Consider the following 20135-nt stretch of genomic DNA (forward strand, 5'->3'; position numbering starts at 1 on the left):
CAGGAGTAATGCGCCGCGCACGCTAACGTTCCCGGAGGGGAAAACTTTTTGGCGAAATGTAGGGGAGCACCGCCGGATGGCAAGCGGCATGGTGCCGAGCCGCAACGATACGACGATCGTAGCACCGGCTTGGCCGATCCGGAAGACAGTTGAAACGAAAAGACCGGCCGATCCCTTCGGATGGCCGGTCTTGATGCGTCGGCCGTCAGGCCGCGCGCGGGCGATGAGGGGCTGGCGTCAGGCCGCCTTTTCCTGCTCGGTCTCGGCAGCGGCGGGTTCGCCCGCCTCGGCCTCGACCGGCTCGTCCGCCTCGCCTACGGTTTCGGCCTCGCCCTCGGCTTCGGCGTTCTTGGGCAAGCGCTTCGGGCCCTTGTTGAGGTTGAGCTCGATCAGCTGCACTGCCTCGGTATCGGACACTTCGTTGACTGCGGCGAGCTCGCGCGCCATCCGCCCGAGGGCGGCTTCATAGAGCTGGCGCTCGGAATAGGACTGCTCCGGCTGGCTCTCGGCCCGGTACAGGTCGCGGACCACCTCGGCGATCTGGATCAGGTCGCCGGAATTGATCTTCGCATCGTATTCCTGGGCGCGACGGCTCCACATCGTCTTCTTCACGCGGGCACGGCCCTGCACGACCTTGAGGGCGCGTTCGACGAAATCGGTCTCGGAAAGCTTGCGCATGCCGACCGCCTCGGCCTTCGCGACCGGCACCTTCAGGCGCATCTTGTCCTTCTCGAAGTCGATGACGAAGAGCTCGAGCGTCATGCCCGCCACTTCCTGGTCCTCGATCGCGACGATCTGGCCAACGCCATGGGCGGGGTAGACGATGCTCTCGCCGGTCCGGAAGCCGTGACGGCTGGATGCCTTCTTCTGACTGCTCATACGCTTTTTCTAACTCCCTGTTGTGCCCGGCCGCGACAGCCGCTAGACACGGGTGGACGACGCAAGGTCGCCAATTGAAGGGGCCCGCCGCAGGGCGCGCTGCAGCCGACGGTCGAATTCCGTGCAGGCACCCTCGATTAAGCCGCCGGAAGCGTCCGGTCCTGCTGGACCGTTCTGTCTCCGATGGTGAGGGAGCGTCCTTTCGGAAATTACCACGGGCGCAATTCTGTGTGGCTGACAGACCACAGCGCCCGACTGTCCTTCGGATAGTACACGCTCCTGACGAAAAATTCAAGTTTATTGGGTGTTTCCGGTGCGCCGGTGCAGTGCGGCATTAAACGTGCCCCGGTGCCGGGGGCGTCGCCGCCGTTTCGGCGTCGCGCGCAGCCTCTCGGCTTACGCGTCTCACGGCCGGATCGTGATTTTACCTTTAGCGGTCTGCAGTTAGTCGACCGACATCGACTGGGCACCCATGGTGATCGGCACGCGCATGTGCAGATAATTCGGGTCGAAGTCACCTGCCCGCGCCAGCGCAGGCCAGTTCTTGATCGTCAGCCTGGCACGCTCGCGATCGAGCAGCCCTTCCTGCTTGAACTCCTGCAACACCCGGTTGACGGTCACCACCGTAAGCCCCAGCGCGTCGGCTAGCTCGTGCTGGGTCAGCGGGAGATGGAAGACGTCGCTCGGCGCCAGGCCGACGGCACGCAGCCGCACGGCGAGTTCGCAAAGGAGATGCGCCGTCCGGCTCTTGCCGGTGCGCCGGCCGAGGCCGACCATCCACTCGCGGAATATGGCGCCGTCGATCAGGGTCTCCAGCCACAGCGCGGCCGCGACGTTCGGGCGCGATATGCAAAGCTCCCAGATCGCGTCGTGCGGGATGAAGCCGATGCGCGATCGGGTGGTGGAGGCGAAGTTGTGATCCATCCGATGGATGTGCAGGCTGTGCAGGTCGGGGATATCGCCGGGAACGTGGAACGCGATGATCTGCCGCTTGCCGTCGCGGATGTCGCGATACCGGCAGGTGAAGCCGTCGACCAGCACGCAGCACTGGTTCACGTCGTCGCCCTCGCGGACGATGTCTACGTCCGCCTCGACTTCCTTCGTCGTGATCGGCAGTTTCGTGATCGCAGCGCGATCTGCATCATCAAGATCCGCGACGAGATCGAGACGGCGGACCAGCGCCCTGCGAGCGTCATCCGCCATGAAATTCCCCTCCGTCATGCATCGGTCTTCACCTCTTGTCGCTTCCAGGTAGACCGATGCGAATTTCGTTCTGCCATTCTGTATAGCCGTCGTCGCATCCGCCGCACGCCGGGGCAAGGCCCGGGCATGACGGGGGCAATCTCCCACCTTGCGGCCTCGGCGCGTCAGTTGCGGTTCAGTGCCCGCTCTGCGAGGCGCACCCAGAAGCTGGCACCGAAAGCGATGGCATCGTCGGAGAAGTCGTAGGTCGGACTGTGCAGCGTGGCGCTGTCGCCATTGCCGATGAAGATGTAGGCGCCGGGCTTTTCTTCCAGCATGTAGGAGAAGTCCTCGCCCGCCATCATCGGCGCGGCGTCGGGATCGACATTGGCGGTCCCGACGATCTCGCCGGCCACCGCCGCGCAGAACGCCGCCTCCGCAGCGTCATTGATGGTGATCGGATAGTTCCGGTCGAAATCGATGTCGACGCCGGCCCCGTGCGCGGCACAGATGCCGGCGGCGATGCCGCGCAGCCGCTCCTCGGCGAGGTCGCGCATCGCCGGATCGAGCGACCGCACCGTGCCGGAGACGATCGCGGTGTCGGGGATGATGTTGTGGGCAAAGCCCGCATGCACCTGCGTCACCGAGACGACCAGCGACTTCAGCGGATCGGCATTGCGCCCGGCGATGGCCTGAAGCGCCTGCACCAGCGCGGCGGCCACGGGGATCGGGTCGACGGTGCGGTGGGGCAGGGCCGCATGACCGCCGCGTCCCTGCACGGTGATGATGAACTCGTCGGTGGAGGCCATGATCGGCCCCGCCCGGACGCCGAACTTCCCGACCGCCATGCCGGGAAGGTTGTGCATGCCGAAGACCCGGCCGATCGGCCAGCGGGCAAACAGCCCGTCGTCCATCATCGCCTTGGCGCCGGCACCGCCCTCTTCGGCGGGCTGGAAGATCAGCGCCACGGTGCCGTCGAAGGCGCGGGATTCGGCGAGGCTGCGGGCCGCGCCCAGCAGCATCGCCGTGTGACCGTCGTGGCCACAGGCGTGCATGGCGCCGGGGCGTCCGGAGGCATAGGCAAGTCCGGTCTCCTCGACGACCGGCAGCGCGTCCATGTCGGCGCGAAGGCCGATCGCCGGGCCTCCCGGTCCGCCCCGTCCGTGGATCAGCCCGACGACGCCGGTGCGGCCGATCCCCGTCACAACCTCGTCGCAGCCGAATTCCCGCAGCTTGCCGGCGACGAATTCGGCCGTGTCGACGACGTCGTAGAGGATCTCCGGATTGGTATGCAGATGCTGGCGCCAGGCGGCGATCTCCGGCTGGCTTTCGGCAATTCGGTTATTGACAGGCATCGATGCTTTCCGGTCTTCCTGTTCGTGGCACACAAGGGCGTGACATTCGCGCGCCGCCTGACTTCGCCATGCTCGCGTCACAGCCTTCGGCTAGGCGCCCGCCACATGCAAGCGTGGCAAGGCGCGCAGCCTGACTGCAATCAGTGAAGGAATCCAGCGTGACGACGCTTCCCTCCCGTCGATTTCGTGTCCTAACCGGGTTTTGCGTCGCAGCGTCCATCTTCGTTGCCGCACCGGTTTCCGGACAGCCGGCCCCGGCCAAGCCAACCGAAACGGACGCCCCGCGCGAAGCGGGGATGGCTTCGATCGTCGTCGACGTCGCTTCCGGCAAGGTCCTGTCGCAGGAGCACGCGACCGAGCGGCGCTACCCGGCCTCCACCACCAAGCTGATGACCGCCTACCTGGCGCTGAAGGCTGTCGAGGCCGGCGAGTTCGGCCTCGACAGTCCGGTCATCATGACGCGGGAGGCGGCGGCGGAGGCGCCCAGCAAGATGGGCTTCCAGCCCGGATCGGTGATGCGACTGGACATGGCCCTGCGGATGCTGCTGGTGAAGTCGGCGAACGACGTCGCCCACGCGATCGGCCAGGCGCTTGCCGGCGGCTCGCTGGAGGACTTCGTCGCGATGATGAACGCCGAAGCGTTGCGCCTCGGCATGAAGGATACGCGCTTCATCAACGCCAACGGCCTGCCGGGAGAAGGACAGTATTCCAGCGCCAAGGACCTGGCGATGCTCGGCGTAGCGATCCGGCGGGACTTCCCGGCCTTCAGCGACTATTTCGGCACCGAGGCGATCGCCGCCGGCAACGCCATCATGAAGAACGGCAACAAGCTGCTTGGCCGCTTCGACGGCGCCGAGGGCATGAAGACCGGCTATATATGCGCGTCGGGGTTCAACCTCGTCTCCTCGGCGACGCGTGACGGGCGAACCCTCGTCGCGGTGGTCATCGGCGCCAACGGCACGATCCCGCGCGAGCGCCGGTCGGCCGAGATCCTCGAGGCCGGGTTCAAGGCGGATCTCGCCGCGATCGACACGACGCTCGACGAGTTGCCGGTCTCGGCCGGCGAGCCCGTCGACATCAGCGACTACATCTGCTCGGCTAAGGGCCGCACCGATCGGGCCAACGAGCGGCAGGCCGATGCCGACCGCGACGAGGTCTTCGGCTCTCCCTATCTGCATGAGTTGAACCGGCCCGAGATCGTCGTGCCGGTCAGCCTCGGTGGTGCGGCCGGCAACGACATCGTGGAGGCGGGCGTGTCGGTGATCGATGCCTATGGCATCCCGATTCCGACCTGGCGCCCGGAACAGCCGACCGGTGTGCTCGCCCTGACCCCCGAAGATGTCGGCGTGTCGCAGGGCGCCGGTGTGCTGACGGAAGGAGAGGATCCGGTCGAGACCAGCGCCGCCGTGCGGGCGAATGTCCTGGGATCGCTGCCGGATTCGGCGGACGAAGGCTCCGAGGAATCGCCCGGATCCAGCGACCTCGCCGGGACGGACGGCAAGTCCCCGCGGCTCGGCAGCAGCTTCGACGATGCGCCGCTGCGCCCCGGTGCCGATGTTCCGATCCCCGCTGAGCGGGCGACCAATTGACCGCGTCCCGATGAGCGGCGACCGCCGCGCTGCCGGCGCGCCCATCCGCCTGACGGTCCTCACCGGCTTTCTCGGCGCGGGCAAGACCAGCCTGCTCAACCGCCTGCTGAGCGAGACCCCGGTCGCCAATCTCGCCGTCGTGGTCAACGAGTTCGGCGCCGTCGGCCTCGACCAGCTGCTGATCGAGACGGCGTCCAGCGACGGGGTCATCGAACTGTCGGAAGGCTGCGTCTGCTGCACGGTGCGCGGCGCGCTCGTCGACACGCTGGTGATGCTCGCGACGCGGTCGCGACCGGCCGAGACCCCGCCGCTCGAGCGGGTCATCGTCGAGACCACCGGCCTTGCCGATCCGACGCCGATCCTCGCCTCGCTGATGACGCACGAACTGCTCGCCGACGCCTACGCGCTCGACGGGGTGGTGACGGTGGTCGACCACCTGGCCGGTGCCGCCAATCTCGCCGAGCGCCCCGAGGCGCGGCGCCAGGTGGCGGTCGCCGACCGCATCGTCCTGACCAAGGGCGATCTCGTCGCGGAGCAGGAGCCGTTGCTCGATGCGATCGCGGCGCTCAATCCGGGCGTCGGCCTCGTCGACGCGCGAGACGGAGAGGGGCTGGCGCAGCGGCTCTTCGGATGCGGCGTGGTCGATCCCGTCACCGGCAAGGCCGATCCCGCCCGGTGGCTCGGGGCGCCGGGCCATGCAGGGCATGCCGGTCACGATCATGCCGGTCACGACCACGGCGCGCACGGCGCCATCCGATCCTTCGCCATCGTCCAGGCCGAACCGGTGGCCTGGGAAGCCGTCGTGGCTTTCCTTGATCTCATGGCCGCGACGCAGGGCGAGCGCATCCTGCGGATGAAGGCGATCGTGCATGTGCGCGAGAGCCCGGCTCGGCCAATAGTGCTGCACGGCGTCCGCAGCTACCAGCACCCGCCGGCGCAACTGGCCGCCTGGCCCGCCGGCATGTCGCCCGAAACCCGCATCGTGCTGATCGGCGACCATCTCGACGAGATCTATGTGCGCGATCTCTTCGCGGCCTTCACCGGTGGCCTGCGCAGCGACGCGCCGGATCGGGCGGCGGTCGAAGCCAACCCGCTCGCTGTGCCCGGCCACTCGTTCGGGTGATGGCGGCGGCTCCCTACAAGGCGAGGCGAGGCGACACTATGTAGCTGCCGCGCGCGAAACGCGCCCGACCCAGCCGACGGAAAATCCATGTCTCTCTACGCGATCGATCCCCAGACCATCGTCGACTTCTGGCGCGAGGCCGGCCCGGACCGCTGGTTCAGCAAGGACGACGCCTTCGACGCGGAGATCCGCAACCGTTTCGGCGACATCTACGAGCAGGCCGCGCGCGGCGAACTCGAATCCTGGCGGGACGATGCCACCGGCTCGCTGGCGCTGGTGATCCTGCTCGACCAGTTCCCGCGCAACATGTTCCGCGGCACGCCGCGGGCCTTTGCCACGGACGAGAAGGCACTGGCGATCGCTCGGGAGGCGCTGGCGCGCGGCGATGCCCATACGGTCGGCGACGACATCAACCAGTTCCTCGCCGTGCCGCTGATGCACGCTGAGGATCTGGCCGCCCAGGAAGAGTGCATCGAATGGATGAACGAGATCGGTGACGAGAAGAACGTTGCCTTCGCCAAGGATCACCGCGATATTATCGCCCGCTTCGGCCGTTTCCCTCACCGCAATCCGGTCCTCGACCGGGAGACGACGCCCGAGGAACAGGCCTTCCTGAACGAGGGCGGCTTCGCGGGTTGAGTCCGATAGCGACGATGCAATTCAAGGCGGCGGCACTTTCTTAAGTCTCGGGCGTTAGGCTGCGCCACGCTTCCACCGAACGTTCCCTCTGCGGTGCCGAGATCGCATCTCTCCTGGAAAGAGTTGAGTCATGGCAGCCCGGCCGCTTACCGAGACGGCGCCCCTTCCGCCGAGCGCAGTCCTGGCGACGCTGCATCGACCGGACGAGAAGCGCCCTGAACTGGATCTCGCGGTCCCCCACCAGGGCGCGGCGCGGCGCTTTTCGGTCTATGCGCCAATGGCGGCCTTCGACCTGATCACCGAGTTGCGGCACCTGTCGAACCGGGCGATCGAGGGCAACGTCTTCTTCGACCCGCGCTTTCTCGTCCCGGCGATGCCGCGCCTCGACGAGCGCCGGGTCCGCCTGATGGTGATCCGCGACGAGGACGAGGCCCGCAGCCGGCTGCGTCTGCTGATGCCGTTCTCGGTCGAGCGGGCGGGGATGGTCGGCGGGCCGCAGACCATCCGCGCCTGGACACATCCGTTCGGGCCGCTCGGTACGTTGCCGCTCGACGGCGACGACCCGGCCGGCACGCTGACGAGCCTGCTCGAAACCTTGGCGCGGCGCGAACTGAAGCTGCCGCGCATCCTGGTCCTGCCGGATCTGCGCATCGACGGGCCGATGGCCCGGACGCTGGTCGCGGCGGCCGAGCAACTCGGCCTGCCGGTCACCGAGGTCAACGCCTTCACGCGCGCCTCGCTGACCAAGGTCGGGCCCGCCAGCTACCTCCGCCAGACGTCGCTCTCCAAGCGGCGGCGCCGCGAGCTGGCCCGCCAGCGCCGGCTGCTGGAACGCCAGGGAACCGTGCGCTTCGAGGTGGCCCGGGACCCGGACGGCGTGCGCCTTGCCTTCGAGGACTTCCTGGCGCTCGAGGCCAGCGGCTGGAAGGGCCGCGAGCGCAGCGCCTTGACCATGGACCGCTACCGCTCGGCCTTCGCCCGCGAATCCGTCAACGCGCTCGCCGAGGACGGCAGGGCGCGGGTGTTCACGCTGCGCCTCGACGGTCAGGCGGTCGCCAGCCTCGTCGTCTTCATCGACCGGGGCGAGGCCTATGCCTGGAAGAGCGCCTATGACGAGGCCTTCTCGAACGCATCCCCCGGCCAGCAGCTGGTCGCCGAGGCGACGCGCTCGCTCGTCGCGGACCCGGCCGTCAAGCGCGCCGATTCCTGCGCCATGCCGGACCATTTCGTGATGAACCGGTTCTGGAAGGACCGGGTTTCCATCGCGACGCTGGTGGTTGGTCTCGACCCCGACAGCCACAAGGCGGTGGCGAAGGCGGCGAAGGGCCTGGTCGCGGCGCGCCGTTCCCGCAACGTCGTGCGGCTGATGCGCGAGAGGCTGGCGTCGCTGCTGCCGTCGCGCTGAGGTCGGCTTCGTCCCGGCTCAGTCGAGCGCCGCCGCTTCCGCCTCCGCCACGGCGCGTTCACGAAACTCCCGGCGGATGATCTTGCCGCTGGTGGTCAGCGGCATCTCCGTAACGAAGGCCACCTCGCGCGGATATTCGTGCGCCGACAGGCGCTGGCGCACGAAAGACTGGATCGCGGCGGCGAGAGCCTTATCCGCCACGACGCCGTCGGCCGGCACCACGTAAGCCTTGACGATCTCGGTGCGCAGCCTGTCGGGTTTCCCGACCACCGCCGCCAGCTTCACCGCCGGATGCGCGAGCAGGCAGTCCTCCACCTCGCCGGGGCCGATGCGGTAGCCCGCCGAGGTGATGACGTCGTCGTCGCGCCCGACGAAGCGGACATAGCCCTCTTCGTCCATCACCCCCTGGTCGCCGGTCAGCAGCCAGCCCTCCGGAACCTTGCGCCGCGTCGCTTCCCGATCCTGCCAGTAGCCGAGGAACATCACCGGATCGGGCGCCGCCACGGCGATCGTCCCGGTCTCGCCGGCGGAAAGCTCCCGCCCGTCCTCGCCGAGGATCGCGACCCGGTGTCCGGGAACGGCCTTGCCGATCCTCCCGGCGCGCGAGACGCCGTAGCGGGCGGAGGACCCGAGCACCATGTTGCACTCGGTCTGGCCGTAGAATTCGTTGACGGTGATGCCGAGTTCCGCCGCGGCCCAGTGGAACGTGTCGCGCGGCAGCGTCTCGCCGGCCGAGCCGATGGTGCGCAGGCCAAGCCCGGCGATGGCCTCCAAGGTCGCCGCGGCCTTCAGCATGCGCAGCGCGGTCGCCGGCAGGAAGGCGTTGCGCACCCGCTGGCGCGTCATCAGCGCGAATGCCGCGCCGGCGTCGAACCGCCCGGCGGAGAACACCACCGGCACGCCGAAATACAGCGACGGCAGCAGCGCGTTCAGGAGCCCGCCGGCCCAGGCCCAGTCAGACGGCGTCCAGAGACGGTCGCCGGCCAGCGGAAAGCCCTCGTGATGGAAGCGCATTCCCGGCAGATGGCCGAGCAGCACGCGGTGGCCGTGCAGCGCGCCCTTGGGCGGGCCGGTCGTGCCGGAGGTGAAGATGATCATCGCCGGATCGTCGGGACGTGTCGCCACCGGTTCGGTCCCGCCGCCTTCATTCTCGAGCCGGGCGAAGTCGACGAGCCCGAGTTCGTCCGCCTCGACCGCGACGACATGGTCGAGCGCCGGCAGTGCCGTCGTGACGGCGCGCAGCGTGGCGAGGCTGGCGGCGTCGACGATGGCAACGCGCGCACCCGCGGCCTTCAGGCGAAAGCCCAGCGCATCCGGGCCGAAGCGCTGCGACAGCGGCACGGCGATCGCGCCCATCCGATAGACCGCCAGATGCGCCACGGCCGCTTCGAAACCCTGCGGCAGGACGATTGCCACGCGGTCGCCGCGCCGGACGCCAATGCGGCCAAGGCCGGCGGCAAGACCGCGGCAGCGGCGCGCCAGTTCGCCATAGGTCAGCGTCCGCGCCGCGGCGTCGCCGCGGTCCTCGACCAGGCAGATCCGGGCCGGCGCGCGGACGGCCCAGTCATCGGCGCAGGAAGCGGCGATGTTGAAGCGCGCCGGCAGGCGCCAGGCGAACCCCGTCCGCAGCGCCTCGTCGGACGCGGCGGTCAGCGCCGCGTCGTTCCAGGGCCGGGCGGCGAAGGCCTGGCTCGCGAGATGCTGCGTCATGATTGCCATGGGTCGTTGTCCGGCCGACGATCCGCCAAGGCGATACGGCGACCGCCTGCCTTTTAGCACTTCCACGAGCCGCGTCATGACCGACGAAGGTCTGCAAGGCCGCGACGCAAGAAAGGGGGCAGGTTCCGTCAAACGTGAACGATGGCGCACTGACGCTTTGCGGTATCGCGCATATCCTCGCCGGCGTCAGACACCAGCGGATGGCCCGGCGATGAGCGACACCGGCACACGTCTCCGACCCCGGGTCGTCCCCAAGCTGGCGCGGCCGCGCCTCCACAAGGTGATCCTGCTCAACGACGACTTCACGCCCCGCGATTTCGTCGTGATGGTGCTGAAGGCCGAATTCAGGCTCGGCGCCGATCAGGCGCGCCGGGTGATGATCACCGCGCACCAGAAGGGCGCCTGCGTCGTCTCGGTCTATCCGCGCGACATCGCCGAGACCAAGGCCGCCCGTGCCACCGACGCCGGCCGCGCCAAGGGCCACCCGCTGACCTTCACGACCGAGCCGGAGGAGTAGCGTATCGAAGGAAAATGAGATGGTGCGGGTGGTCGGAATCGAACCGACACTCCTTGCGGAACCGGATTTTGAGTCCGGCGCGTCTACCAGTTCCACCACACCCGCACGCTGCAGGGCCGAGCGGATTGCGCCGCCCGTCTGCTGCAATCCCCGTACAATATCCGCCGGGGGATTTCCAGCGAAAGCCGAAGGCCAGGCGTGGCCGGTGCGCGACGGGTCCCGGCACGTCGACCTGCGCCATCCGAAGTCATTTGCGTTCGGGCCGGGTTCGGCTTAAGCGCTTCGCCCTGTCGCCGATCCCTCCAGGAACCGCCTCATGCTCCGCCGCCTCTACGACTGGGTCATGTCGCTCGCCGCGACACGCCATGCCGAACGCGCGCTCGCCGGCGTGTCGTTCATCGAGAGTTCGGTGTTCCCGATTCCGCCGGATGTGCTGCTGATCCCGATGGTCATCGCCGACCGGAGGAAGTGGTTCCGCATCGCCATGATCTGCACCGTCGCGTCGGTGCTGGGTGCGTTTCTCGGCTATGCGATCGGGGCGCTCGCCTTCGACCTGATCGGGCGGCCGGTGCTGGAATTCTACGGCAAGGCCGGAAAATTCGACGAAATGGCGGCGCGCTACAATGAATGGGGCGGCTGGGCCGTGCTGTTCGGGGCGCTGACGCCGTTTCCGTTCAAGGTGCTGACGATCTTCTCCGGCGCCACGCACCTCAATCTCGTGACCTTCACCATCGTCTCGATCATCGGGCGCGGCGCCCGCTTCTTCCTGGTGGCCTGGCTGCTTAAGCGCTACGGTGCGCCGATCCAGGGCTTCATCGAGAAGAATCTCGGCCTGCTCTTCACCCTGTTCATGTTGCTGCTGATCGGCGGCTTCCTGGCCGTGCGCTATCTTTTCTGACGGTTCCCCGATGTCCCTGTTCGCCCAGTTCCAGCGCCCCACCGGCTTCCGCCAGACGCTGTCGTCGGGCTTCCTGCTCGTCGGCCTCGCCGCGACCGTCGGCACGGCGCTGATCTTCGAGCATGTCGGCGGCTATATTCCCTGCGCCCTCTGCCTGCAGCAGCGCATCCCCTACTACGTGGCGATCCCGGTGGCGCTAATCGCCTTCGTCGCTGCCGCCGGCCGGGCGCCGGCGCGCTTCACCCGCCTTTTGTTGCTCGCCATCGGCGCGATCATGCTCGTCTCGCTCTATCTCGCCGTCAAACACGCGGGGGTCGAATGGGGCTTCTGGGCGGGACCGGCCGACTGTGCCCAGGTTGGCGGCGGCGAGCTGCTGGGCGGCGACCTGCTCGCCACGATCGACGCGATCCGGCCGCCTTCCTGCGACGAGGCGGCGGGTCGCTTCCTCGGCCTGTCCTTCGCCGGCTGGAACGTGCTGGCATCGGCCCTGTTTGCGGCCGTGGCGCTGCGGGCGGCGTTCGCGCGGGCCGATCGCTTCGCCTGACAAGCGCTCAGGCCTGCCGCGCCTCGCGGCGGAATGCCATCGCGGCGGCAGCCGCATAGCCGCCCATCGCGCCATCGACGAAATGCAGGTGGTCGCTGCGGCTCGCCACCGGGACGAAGCAGGTCATCAGCGCGGCTTCCTGGCGATGCGTGCCGGCGAAGGCGACGCCCTCCGCTTCGGCCGTGGCGAGCCGTACCGATATGCGGTCGGCCAGGTCCAGCGTGCAATCCAGCGTCATGCGCAGCCCGTCGTCGAACTTTCGGAAATCGCTGTTGCCGGCGAGTTCGGTGCGATAGCGGTCCGGCTCGAAGACGCCGATCCGCACGCCACTGCGAAACGTCAGATGCGCGAGCAGGCTGCGCAGGCCGACGGAAAGCCGTGACAGCCAGAGCGGGCGTCCTGTCGCGGCCGCGGCCGTACGCGCCTCGATCGCCATGCCGGCGGTCGGCCAGTGCAAGGGCGGCCCGCCGGCAGGAACCGGATTGGCGCCGTCGCCCCCCTCGGCGGCCAGCGCCAGAAGATCATGTACCAACGCCGCGAAGGCAGCGCCCGGTTCGGCAGCGGGAACGGCGATGACCGAGAGCACCAGCCCGCGCTTCGCCGGCATGGCCGAGAACCGGCAGGACAGCCCGTCGAGATTGGGCCGGGCCGCGTCGCCTTCGGCGGGCGAAATGCGGTATCGCCCCTGCTTCATGCAACGCTCGGCGAAGGCGAGGCCGCCGCCGTCGAACATGGCGTAGGCAACGCCGCCGGAGGGGGCAAACCGGGCAACCCGCACATCGCGTCCGGACGAGCGGATCTCGGCGACGCTGACCATGGCGGTGCGTAGCTCGAAGCCAAAGGCCTCGCTGGCCCAGCCGGCGACCGCAGCAAGGGTCCGGCGTCCGATCTCGGCCTGCGCGGAGGGCAAGGCGAAGCCCGCACCATCACCGCCGAAGACGAACGGAAAGTCGCCGCCGTCGAGCGCATTGGCGAGCGCCGCGATCACTGCGGCGGCGACGGTATTGACCGCCTTGTAGCCGCCTTTCCCGACAGCTTCCGTCGAGCGAACGATATCGGCGACGCCGACCACCCAGTCAGCTGGCAAAGGGGCATAGACCGCGGGATCGGCCAGACGGCTGAAATCCTGCAGCCGCGGCAGTGCGTCGTAGAACGCGAGATCCGTTGCTTTGTCGCTGGTCTTTGAGGCCGTCACGCTGGCAGGGGCTCCGGTAGAGGCCGATCTGGTTCAGCCCTACCACGCGGAACCGGTATCGGCGACGACCATCCCGTGGCCGGCGCCGCTAGGCCGCCAGTTCCTGCCTGTCGCGCGTGGCGGGAATGTCGGCCTCGCGCCGCGCGCGCTTGGCCGCGTACATCGCGTCGTCGGCCTCGCCGATCAGGCCGTCGATATCCACCCGGCCGGCCGGAATACGGGCGATGCCGATGCTGGCGCCGATCATCACGCTGGCATTGGCGAGATGAAAAGGTTCCGCGAGGCTTTCGCGAATGCTGTTGGCCAGAGCCTCGGCCCCAGTGAGCGCTTCGGCAGTCCGGCTCTCACAGATGATGACGAACTCGTCGCCGCCGAACCGGGCGAGCAGGTCACGCTCTCCGATGCAGCGGCGCAACCGGACGGCCAGCTGGGCAAGGAGCTCGTCGCCGGCCTGGTGGCCGTGCTCGTCGTTGACCGGCTTGAACCGGTCGAGATCGATGAACAGCAACGCCCGGGAGCCGGCCACGCGACGATCGGGATCGTCGATCTGGCGCAGCAGCGAGTTGCGGTTCATGAGGCCCGTCAGCGGATCGGTGGTGGCGAACCGCTCCAGCGATCGCCGGCTCTCCAGCATCTCGCGAATGGTCAGATATTGCCGCCGCAGATTGATCATCAGCGCGATGATGGCGAGCACCATGTTGAGGCCCAGTACCGTCAGATCGAAACGTCCCGAGGCCAGGCAGACCAGCGTCACGGGCAACAGCGTCAGGCTGACCTGCGTCATCGCGACGGCGGGCCGGACCGCGACGTACATCACCAGCCCGTAGGCGTTGGCAATCATGAAGCCGCCGCACCAGGCGAAGACGTAGGGGTCGCCCGAATACATGGCGACGATGATCAGGAGACCATTGTTGATGCAGTAAGGCACGCCGCCCAGCGCGTAGAGGTTCTGCCACCGCCGCGCGGCCAGCCGGTCGAGCCAGCGGCGCTTGCGATGCTGGTACGCAAGGCCAAGCCCGATGCGGGCGTAGCCGATGCAGCAGCCGATGACGGCGAGGAAGATCAGCAACGGGTCGCCGGTCCGGAACCCGGCAAAGACGGCGATGAGGTGCAGGCCGAAGACCGAGGCAATGAGCGGGACGAGCGAGCCATACATCAGCTCGATCATCTCGCCGAATACCGGAAGGGCAACATCGTCGCCGCGTATCCACCGTTTCAGCCGTTTGCGCATGGTGTCCCCCAGTTCTCGAGGAGACATTACCACTTCACGACTGAAGGTTGTGCACCGGATGAGATGTCCACTGTACTTCAGCGTTACAGGATTAACCGTTCCTTCCCGGTGTTGCGCGGATTGCAGCTATCGGCATGTAATGCAGATATCGTCAGAACCCGTCACTCCGGATCCAGTTCGGAATCCCAGTAGAGATAGTCAACCCAGCTTTCATGGAGATGGTTGGGCGGGAACAACCGACCATTGTTGTGCAGGTCGTGCACCGTCGGCTGGAACGGCTTCTGCTGCGGAATCATCCCGGCGGCCTTGGGCATCAGCCCGCCCTTGCGCAGATTGCAGGGGGAACAGGCGGCGACGACGTTGTCCCAGGTGGTCAGGCCGCCGCGGGAGCGCGGCACGACGTGATCGAAGGTCAGTTCGTGCGGCGAGCCGCAATACTGGCACTGGAAACGGTCACGCAGGAAGACGTTGAAGCGGGTGAAAGCCGGATGCCGCGCCGGCTTCACGTAGGTCTTGAGGCAGACCACCGAGGGCAGCCGCATCGAGTAGGTGGGGCTGCGCACGGCCCGATCGTATTCCGCCAGGATGGTCACGCGGTCGAGAAACACCGCCTTGATCGAATCCTGCCAGGACCATAGCGAAAGCGGATAGTAGCTGAGCGGCCGGAAGTCGGCGTTCAGGACGAGCGCTGGGGATAACTCTTGAGTGACAGCAATCGTCACCAGCCATTCTCCTTGCCTCTGAATGTCCCGATAGCCGGAACACGGGGACTATCGTGCTCTATCGTGTCGCCTTTGTGAAGCCTCGAGCCGAAGCGGGGCAGGGGGTTGCGTCCCGTGTTGGCAGGGCCGGCAAATCCCCGGCAGAACGAGCCTGTGGATAACTTTCCAGGAGCTATGCCGCGGCGTCAGCGATCGGGACGGCATCGCGCCGTGTCACGGCCGCATAATACGACCAGAAAAGCCGCGCGGCGACGGAGCGGTGCGGCGACCACGCCGCCGCGAGGGCCGCAACGTCGCGCGCCGAAGGACGGCTCGCGAGGCCGTATGCCTGGCCGATCGCGACCTGAAGGGCAAGATCGCCGGCGGGGAACACGTCGGGATGGCCGCTGCAGAACAGCAGGTAGCATTCCGCCGTCCATGGCCCGATGCCGCGCACCGCCACCAGCTCGGCGATCGCCGCCTCTGCGGGCGCGGCCTCAAGGCGGGCGAAGTCGAGGCTTCCGTCCTCGATCGCCCGCGCCACGGCCAGCAGCGTCTGCTGTTTCGGCCGGGACATGCCGGCGCGGCGGAACGCCTCGTCGGATGCCGCAAGAATCGCCGGCGCGCTATGGACGGCTATTTCGACGGCGAGCCGCGCGAGGATCGCGTCGGCACTGGCCCGCGACACCTGCTGGCCGACGATGATGGCGACGAGACCAGAAAGCCCGCCTTCCCTGCGCCGCAGCGGGACATTGCCGGCGCGCTCGATCACCGCGTCCAGCCGCGGGTCGGCGCCACGAAGCGCCGCAAGGCCGGCCGCGACGTCGGCGTCGGTCGAAATGGTCATGTCGCGCCCCTTCCGTCACTTTCATCTCGCAATCGGACTCTAGATGCCGGGCCGGAACGAGGGAACCGACCCGAATGAACGACATGCCGGACGTCTTCCGATTTGCCCCCAGCCCGAACGGCGAGCTGCATCTCGGCCATGCCTTTTCGGCGCTGGTCAATCACCGGCTGGCCCGCGAGGCGGGGGCGACGTTCCTGCTGCGAATCGAGGATATCGACCGGGCCCGCTGCACGCCGGCCTTCGAGCGGCAGATCGAGCAGGATCTGTTCTTCCTCGGCGTCGACTGGGACGACGCGCCGCGCCGGCAGTCGGAGCATTTCGCCGACTATGCCGCGGCGCTGGAGGCGCTGGCGGACGAGGAGCTGATCTATCCCGGGTTCATGTCGCGCGGCGACATCCGGGGCTTCGCCGATCGGCATGAGTCGGAGGAGGGCACGCCTTGGCCCGTCGATCCGGACGGCGCGCCGGTCTATCCCGGCCTCGACCGGCAGCTGTCGACCAAAGAGCGAGAGCGCAAGATGAGCAACGGGGAGCGCTTCGCCTGGCGGCTCGACATGGAAAAGGCGATCGAACGGGTTCCGGCACTTGCCTGGCAGGAAAGCGGGCAGTCGCCGGCCGGCGACAGCGGCGAGATCGTCGCCCGGCCGCTGGAATGGGGCGACGTCGTGCTCGCCCGTCTCGACACGCCGACGAGCTATCATCTCGCCGTCGTCGTCGACGACGCGCTGCAGGGCGTGACGGACGTGGTGCGCGGGCGGGACCTGTTCCATGCGACCAGCGTCCACCGGCTGCTGCAGGCGCTGCTCGGGCTGCCGGCGCCGCGGTATCATCACCATGGGCTGATCCTCGGGCCGGACGGGCGCAAGCTGTCGAAGAGCCTGCGCGACACCTCGATCCGCTCGCTGCGCGAGGCGGGGTTGGCCGCCGAGGACATCAGGCGGATGGTCGGGCTCGCCGGCCGTTCGGCGCCGGAGAGCTTCAGCCGAGCACGATCAGCCAGAGGCTGAGGGTCAGGACCGACAGCACCGTCGAGACGAGGATGGTCGTCGCGGCGAGGCGCTCGCCGGAGCGGAAATGCACCGCCAGGAGATAGGCGTTGACGCCGACCGGCGAGGCGGCGGTGATGACCGCGCCCTTCAGCCAGAGCGGGGGCAGGGCGAGGGCGGTGCCGGCGGCGAAGACGAGGGCCGGCATGACCAGAAGGGACAAGGTCGAGACGATGGCGGACGAGAGGATGTCGCCGCGCAGGCCGTAGCGGGTCAGCGACATGCCGAGCGAGAACAGAGCGAGCGGGCCGGCGGTGCCGGCGAGCAGGCGGGTGACCTCGTCGAGATGGGATTGGAGTTCGAGGCCGGTCAGCCGCCAGAGCATGCCGGCAACGATGCCGATGACGAGGGCGTTGGTGGCGAGGTTCTTCCCGACGCGGGCGAGGGTGCGGACGAGCGAGGCCGCCGGCGGCGCGGTGCCGGTCTCGCGTGCGTCGAGATGGGCGGCGCGCTCGATCAGAAGCGTCGAGGCGATCATCATCACCGGCAGATGGATCGACATGATCAGGAGAAGCGGTTCGAGGCCGGCGTCGCCATAGGCGCGCTGGAGGGCGGGAATCGCGACGAAGACGGTGTTGGCGAAGCTCGCCGAGATGCCGGCGATGACGCCGCGGCGGTGGTCGGAGGCGGTGACGGCCCGCACCAGCAGCGTCGACGCCGTCCAGGTGAGGGTGACGGCGCCGAAATAGGCGAGCCAGAGGAGGAGCGGATTGGCGGCGCCGAATTCGGCGGTGGCGAGCGTCCGGAACAACAGGAGCGGCACCGCGACGACGAAGACGAAGCGGGCGAGGGCGTCGCCGGTGGCGGCGGGGAGGAGCTTCGCACGCGCCACCAGGAAGCCGATGGCGATCAGGCTGAAGATCGGGACGATGACGTTGAGGATGGTCTGCATGCGGGGCCCGCCGGCGAGGGGTTCCGGGGTCGATAGACCCCCGGCGGGGCGAAAAGCAAATGCCGGGGCCGTCGACCCGTCGGCCGTGACGTCGGCATGGCGGGCGACGGGGGAGGGTTCCAGCGGAGCGCCCGGCCTGCTATCGGGGCGTCGTCGTCTGCCCCTGGCCGACCCAAGTCACGGCGCCCTCAGGCGCTGCCCGCGAAAGCCCCTCGATTGAAACGGCTTCTGGTCTTCTTCCCCGCTTTGTTCGTGCTGCTCTGGTCGACCGGCTTCATCGGCGCGCGCTATGCGATGCCGCATGCCGAGCCGTTCACCTTCCTCGTCATGCGCTACGCGCTGGCGCTGGCGCTGCTCGGGGCGCTGGCGGTGATGACCTCGGCGCCGTGGCCCAGATGGCGGCCGGCGAGCCATGCGATGATCGCCGGCAGCCTGATCCACGGCGTCTATCTCGGCGGGGTGTTCTATGCGGTGCGGCACGGGCTCAATGCCGGGATCGCGGCGCTGATCGTCGGGCTGCAGCCGATCCTGACGACGATCCTCGCCGCCAGCTTCCTCGGCGAGAAGGTCCGGCCGCGCCATTATGTGGGCCTGGCGCTCGGGCTCGTGGGCGTCGCGCTGGTGATCCTGCCGAAGCTCGGCGGCGCCGGGGCGTACGGATTCCAGACGCTGGCGCCGGTGTTCCTGTCGGCGATCGGCATCTCGGTCGGCTCGGTCTGGCAGAAACGCTTCGTCGGCGGGGTGGATCTGCGAACCGGCACGGCCCTGCAATATCTCGGCGCGCTGATCCCGACGCTGATCCTCGCGCTCGCCACCGAGACGATGGTGGTCGACTGGACGGGCGAGCTGGTCTTCGCACTGGTCTGGCTGGTGCTGGTGCTGTCGATCGGTGCGATCTTCCTGATGCTGTACCTGATCCGCGAGGGAGCGGTGTCGCGGGTGGCGTCGCTGATGTACCTGGTGCCGGGCGTCACGGCGGTGATGGCGTATCTGCTGTTCGGCGAGACGCTGCAGCCGGTGCAACTCGCCGGGCTCGCTCTGGCCGGGATCGGCGTCGCGGCGGCGACGCACCAGCGGGGGCCGAAGGTGCTGCCGCCGCCCTCCTGAGCGCGGCCGATCGCCTCCTGTCCGTCCTGCCGCTCGCGCTGCGGCGCGGGCTGCCTATATGAAGTCCTCAGCATCGAAACCGCCGAAAGGCCGGCATGTCCGAATTCCTCACCTATCTCGCGCTCCTCGTGATGATCGCCACGGCCGGCGTGCTCATTGCCGGGCTATTCAACATGATGCGGGCCGGCGACGGCAACCGCTCGCAGAAGCTGATGCGCGCCCGCGTCATGCTGCAGGGCGTCGCGGTGATCCTCATCGTCGGCGTGCTCCTCCTGGCTCGCTAGAATCCGCGCATGCCTCGGGGTCCCCGCCAGCGACGAGCGCAGCGAGGCGCTTAAGGGCGGGGCAGCACCGGGGTCCCCGCCAGCGACGAGCGCAGCGAGGAGCTTAAGGGCGGGGCAGAAGACCGTTTCGTTCACGAAACGAACGGCGGGATGCCGCAGGCCAACCCTGCGACGTATTTTACGTCATGCGGTTCGCCTCCGGCATCCCGCGCGGCGTTTGACCCTCCCCTCGCCACGTGCCCCGCCCGGAGGCGGTTCGCGTGTGGCCGGCTCTTCGCGCCCAGGGGCGCTCAAGCGGACCGATCCGCAGCCCTCTCATAGTGGAGGACGGTCCGGCGGCTCGAAGGGCGGTCCGGGCCGGGACTTCTCCGGAAGAAGCCCCGTCGCGGACGCCGCCCGTCGGCCCCCGAACGATCCCGGTGATCATTCGCGCCCGTTTCGCGGGCCGGCGGTGAGGGGAGTATGCGGGGGGTGCAGGGGGTGGGGATAAGTTTACGTTAAGGGGACGAGAGCGGCGTTGAAGACTTAGGATGACCTGAACTAGGACAGCCAATTTTTACCCCGCGAGTGTGACTGAATCAGTTATTTCGTGACTGGCTGCGCAAACTCTCGACCGCAGCTTCAAGCAACTTCTCGTCGGGCATCAGCGAACCCCATTCTTTCCAAAAGTCTCGCGTAGCACTGTTGGGTTTCACTTGGGGCTGATCTAGTTTAATCCGCGTCGGCAGCAACACCGCGTCGCCCAATAGGAGTGCCTCACCCGTATCGAGCAGAGGGAGCATTGCTGTCAGGCCCACGAGGGAGTCCGGCATCAACCTTTTGATAACGTTCTGATCGCTGTCGTTTGTCAGCCTTAGAGCCCGATTTGAAAGAGGTTGAGCGATATCAGTGAGTTGTGATTCCTCGTCGTTGTCGAGACGATGGAGGATGATCATGACCTGGACTGATACCGCCCGGCGCGAGCATAATCGGGATCGGGCGC

The 20135-nt window shown here is 68.0% G+C and carries 19 protein-coding genes, 1 tRNA gene and 1 pseudogene; 10 read left to right on the forward strand and 11 right to left on the reverse strand.

Annotation, left to right across the window (positions count from 1 at the left end):
* Positions 1–237: 237 nt before the first annotated feature.
* From GTW51_RS11780 to GTW51_RS11790, 3 genes are all read right to left on the reverse strand, one after another.
* A complete protein-coding gene (locus GTW51_RS11780; protein ID WP_163044118.1) occupies positions 238–879 on the reverse strand; it encodes a CarD family transcriptional regulator in 642 nt (213 codons plus the stop codon).
* 444 nt (positions 880–1323) lie between these two features.
* Positions 1324–2082, reverse strand: a complete 759-nt coding sequence (locus GTW51_RS11785; RefSeq protein ID WP_246233004.1) for a Crp/Fnr family transcriptional regulator — start codon at positions 2080–2082, stop codon at positions 1324–1326.
* Between the two features lie 164 nt (positions 2083–2246).
* A complete protein-coding gene (locus GTW51_RS11790; protein ID WP_163044120.1) occupies positions 2247–3416 on the reverse strand; it encodes a M20 aminoacylase family protein in 1170 nt (389 codons plus the stop codon).
* A gap of 158 nt (positions 3417–3574) precedes the next feature.
* Here GTW51_RS11790 and GTW51_RS11795 point away from each other — a divergent pair, with 158 nt between their 5' ends.
* From GTW51_RS11795 to GTW51_RS11810, 4 genes are all read left to right on the forward strand, one after another.
* Entirely contained in the window at positions 3575–5005 is a 1431-nt protein-coding gene (locus GTW51_RS11795) for a D-alanyl-D-alanine carboxypeptidase family protein (RefSeq protein ID WP_425483244.1), read from the forward strand.
* A 10-nt stretch (positions 5006–5015) separates the two neighbouring features.
* Positions 5016–6128, forward strand: a complete 1113-nt coding sequence (locus GTW51_RS11800; protein ID WP_163044122.1) for a CobW family GTP-binding protein — start codon at positions 5016–5018, stop codon at positions 6126–6128.
* An 87-nt stretch (positions 6129–6215) separates the two neighbouring features.
* Complete coding sequence (locus GTW51_RS11805; protein ID WP_163044123.1) at positions 6216–6767, forward strand: DUF924 family protein; 552 nt, start codon at positions 6216–6218, stop codon at positions 6765–6767.
* Positions 6768–6897: 130 nt separating this feature from the next.
* Positions 6898–8172, forward strand: a complete 1275-nt coding sequence (locus GTW51_RS11810) for a GNAT family N-acetyltransferase (protein ID WP_163044124.1) — start codon at positions 6898–6900, stop codon at positions 8170–8172.
* Between the two features lie 18 nt (positions 8173–8190).
* Here the strand turns inward: GTW51_RS11810 and GTW51_RS11815 are convergent, their stop codons facing one another.
* Complete coding sequence (locus GTW51_RS11815; RefSeq protein WP_246233007.1) at positions 8191–9891, reverse strand: AMP-binding protein; 1701 nt, start codon at positions 9889–9891, stop codon at positions 8191–8193.
* A 211-nt stretch (positions 9892–10102) separates the two neighbouring features.
* Here GTW51_RS11815 and clpS point away from each other — a divergent pair, with 211 nt between their 5' ends.
* The gene (clpS, locus tag GTW51_RS11820) at positions 10103–10408 is read left to right on the forward strand and encodes an ATP-dependent Clp protease adapter ClpS (RefSeq protein WP_163044125.1); all 306 of its coding nucleotides are present in this window, start codon (positions 10103–10105) and stop codon (positions 10406–10408) included.
* A gap of 20 nt (positions 10409–10428) precedes the next feature.
* Here the strand turns inward: clpS and GTW51_RS11825 are convergent.
* Positions 10429–10513, reverse strand: a tRNA-Leu gene (locus GTW51_RS11825).
* Between the two features lie 211 nt (positions 10514–10724).
* On the opposite strand from GTW51_RS11825, the gene GTW51_RS11830 reads away from it, so the two are divergent.
* Together GTW51_RS11830 and GTW51_RS11835 are read left to right on the forward strand one after the other, a co-directional pair.
* Positions 10725–11306 carry a YqaA family protein gene (locus tag GTW51_RS11830; protein ID WP_163044126.1) on the forward strand — a complete coding sequence of 194 codons (582 nt, stop codon included), beginning with the start codon at positions 10725–10727 and terminating at the stop codon, positions 11304–11306.
* Between the two features lie 10 nt (positions 11307–11316).
* Entirely contained in the window at positions 11317–11850 is a 534-nt protein-coding gene (locus tag GTW51_RS11835) for a disulfide bond formation protein B (RefSeq protein WP_163044127.1), read from the forward strand.
* Between the two features lie 7 nt (positions 11851–11857).
* Here GTW51_RS11835 and GTW51_RS11840 read toward each other — a convergent pair whose 3' ends face one another.
* From GTW51_RS11840 to GTW51_RS11855, 4 genes are all read right to left on the reverse strand, one after another.
* Entirely contained in the window at positions 11858–13045 is a 1188-nt protein-coding gene (locus GTW51_RS11840; protein WP_163044128.1) for a DUF3095 family protein, read from the reverse strand.
* Between the two features lie 88 nt (positions 13046–13133).
* On the reverse strand, positions 13134–14276 hold the full coding sequence (locus tag GTW51_RS11845) for a GGDEF domain-containing protein (RefSeq protein WP_163044129.1): 1143 nt from the start codon (positions 14274–14276) through the stop codon (positions 13134–13136).
* Positions 14277–14437: 161 nt separating this feature from the next.
* Positions 14438–14998 (reverse strand): HNH endonuclease, encoded by a 561-nt coding sequence (locus GTW51_RS11850; RefSeq protein WP_163044130.1) that lies wholly within the window; start codon positions 14996–14998, stop codon positions 14438–14440.
* A 172-nt stretch (positions 14999–15170) separates the two neighbouring features.
* On the reverse strand, positions 15171–15824 hold the full coding sequence (locus tag GTW51_RS11855) for a DNA-3-methyladenine glycosylase family protein (protein ID WP_163044131.1): 654 nt from the start codon (positions 15822–15824) through the stop codon (positions 15171–15173).
* 74 nt (positions 15825–15898) lie between these two features.
* Here GTW51_RS11855 and gluQRS point away from each other — a divergent pair, with 74 nt between their 5' ends.
* Entirely contained in the window at positions 15899–16831 is a 933-nt protein-coding gene (gene gluQRS / locus GTW51_RS11860) for a tRNA glutamyl-Q(34) synthetase GluQRS (protein ID WP_163044132.1), read from the forward strand.
* Here gluQRS and GTW51_RS11865 read toward each other — a convergent pair.
* Positions 16803–17762 (reverse strand): AEC family transporter, encoded by a 960-nt coding sequence (locus GTW51_RS11865; protein WP_163044133.1) that lies wholly within the window; start codon positions 17760–17762, stop codon positions 16803–16805. The genes gluQRS and GTW51_RS11865 overlap by 29 nt on opposite strands.
* A gap of 216 nt (positions 17763–17978) precedes the next feature.
* Here GTW51_RS11865 and GTW51_RS11870 point away from each other — a divergent pair, with 216 nt between their 5' ends.
* Positions 17979–18869 (forward strand): DMT family transporter, encoded by an 891-nt coding sequence (locus GTW51_RS11870; protein WP_246233010.1) that lies wholly within the window; start codon positions 17979–17981, stop codon positions 18867–18869.
* Positions 18870–18964: 95 nt separating this feature from the next.
* A complete protein-coding gene (locus tag GTW51_RS11875; RefSeq protein WP_163044135.1) occupies positions 18965–19153 on the forward strand; it encodes a twin transmembrane helix small protein in 189 nt (62 codons plus the stop codon).
* Between the two features lie 578 nt (positions 19154–19731).
* Here the strand turns inward: GTW51_RS11875 and GTW51_RS11880 are convergent.
* Positions 19732–20135, reverse strand: a pseudogene (locus tag GTW51_RS11880) (hypothetical protein); the annotation flags it as partial.

It is taken from the genome of Aurantimonas aggregata (assembly GCF_010500835.1).
In the GTDB taxonomy this organism is placed as follows: domain Bacteria; phylum Pseudomonadota; class Alphaproteobacteria; order Rhizobiales; family Rhizobiaceae; genus Aurantimonas; species Aurantimonas aggregata.

Coding starts and splice junctions, on each gene's coding strand:
- GTW51_RS11790 (WP_163044120.1), bottom strand. CDS start 3,416: ATGCCTGTCAATAACCGAATTGCCGAAAGCCAGCCGGAGATCGCCGCC.
- GTW51_RS11865 (WP_163044133.1), bottom strand. CDS start 17,762: ATGCAGACCATCCTCAACGTCATCGTCCCGATCTTCAGCCTGATCGCC.
- GTW51_RS11835 (WP_163044127.1), top strand. CDS start 11,317: ATGTCCCTGTTCGCCCAGTTCCAGCGCCCCACCGGCTTCCGCCAGACG.
- GTW51_RS11780 (WP_163044118.1), bottom strand. CDS start 879: ATGAGCAGTCAGAAGAAGGCATCCAGCCGTCACGGCTTCCGGACCGGC.
- GTW51_RS11815 (WP_246233007.1), bottom strand. CDS start 9,891: ATGGCAATCATGACGCAGCATCTCGCGAGCCAGGCCTTCGCCGCCCGG.
- GTW51_RS11830 (WP_163044126.1), top strand. CDS start 10,725: ATGCTCCGCCGCCTCTACGACTGGGTCATGTCGCTCGCCGCGACACGC.
- GTW51_RS11845 (WP_163044129.1), bottom strand. CDS start 14,276: ATGCGCAAACGGCTGAAACGGTGGATACGCGGCGACGATGTTGCCCTT.
- GTW51_RS11855 (WP_163044131.1), bottom strand. CDS start 15,824: ATGACCATTTCGACCGACGCCGACGTCGCGGCCGGCCTTGCGGCGCTT.
- clpS (WP_163044125.1), top strand. CDS start 10,103: ATGAGCGACACCGGCACACGTCTCCGACCCCGGGTCGTCCCCAAGCTG.
- gluQRS (WP_163044132.1), top strand. CDS start 15,899: ATGAACGACATGCCGGACGTCTTCCGATTTGCCCCCAGCCCGAACGGC.
- GTW51_RS11810 (WP_163044124.1), top strand. CDS start 6,898: ATGGCAGCCCGGCCGCTTACCGAGACGGCGCCCCTTCCGCCGAGCGCA.
- GTW51_RS11875 (WP_163044135.1), top strand. CDS start 18,965: ATGTCCGAATTCCTCACCTATCTCGCGCTCCTCGTGATGATCGCCACG.
- GTW51_RS11800 (WP_163044122.1), top strand. CDS start 5,016: ATGAGCGGCGACCGCCGCGCTGCCGGCGCGCCCATCCGCCTGACGGTC.
- GTW51_RS11785 (WP_246233004.1), bottom strand. CDS start 2,082: ATGGCGGATGACGCTCGCAGGGCGCTGGTCCGCCGTCTCGATCTCGTC.
- GTW51_RS11805 (WP_163044123.1), top strand. CDS start 6,216: ATGTCTCTCTACGCGATCGATCCCCAGACCATCGTCGACTTCTGGCGC.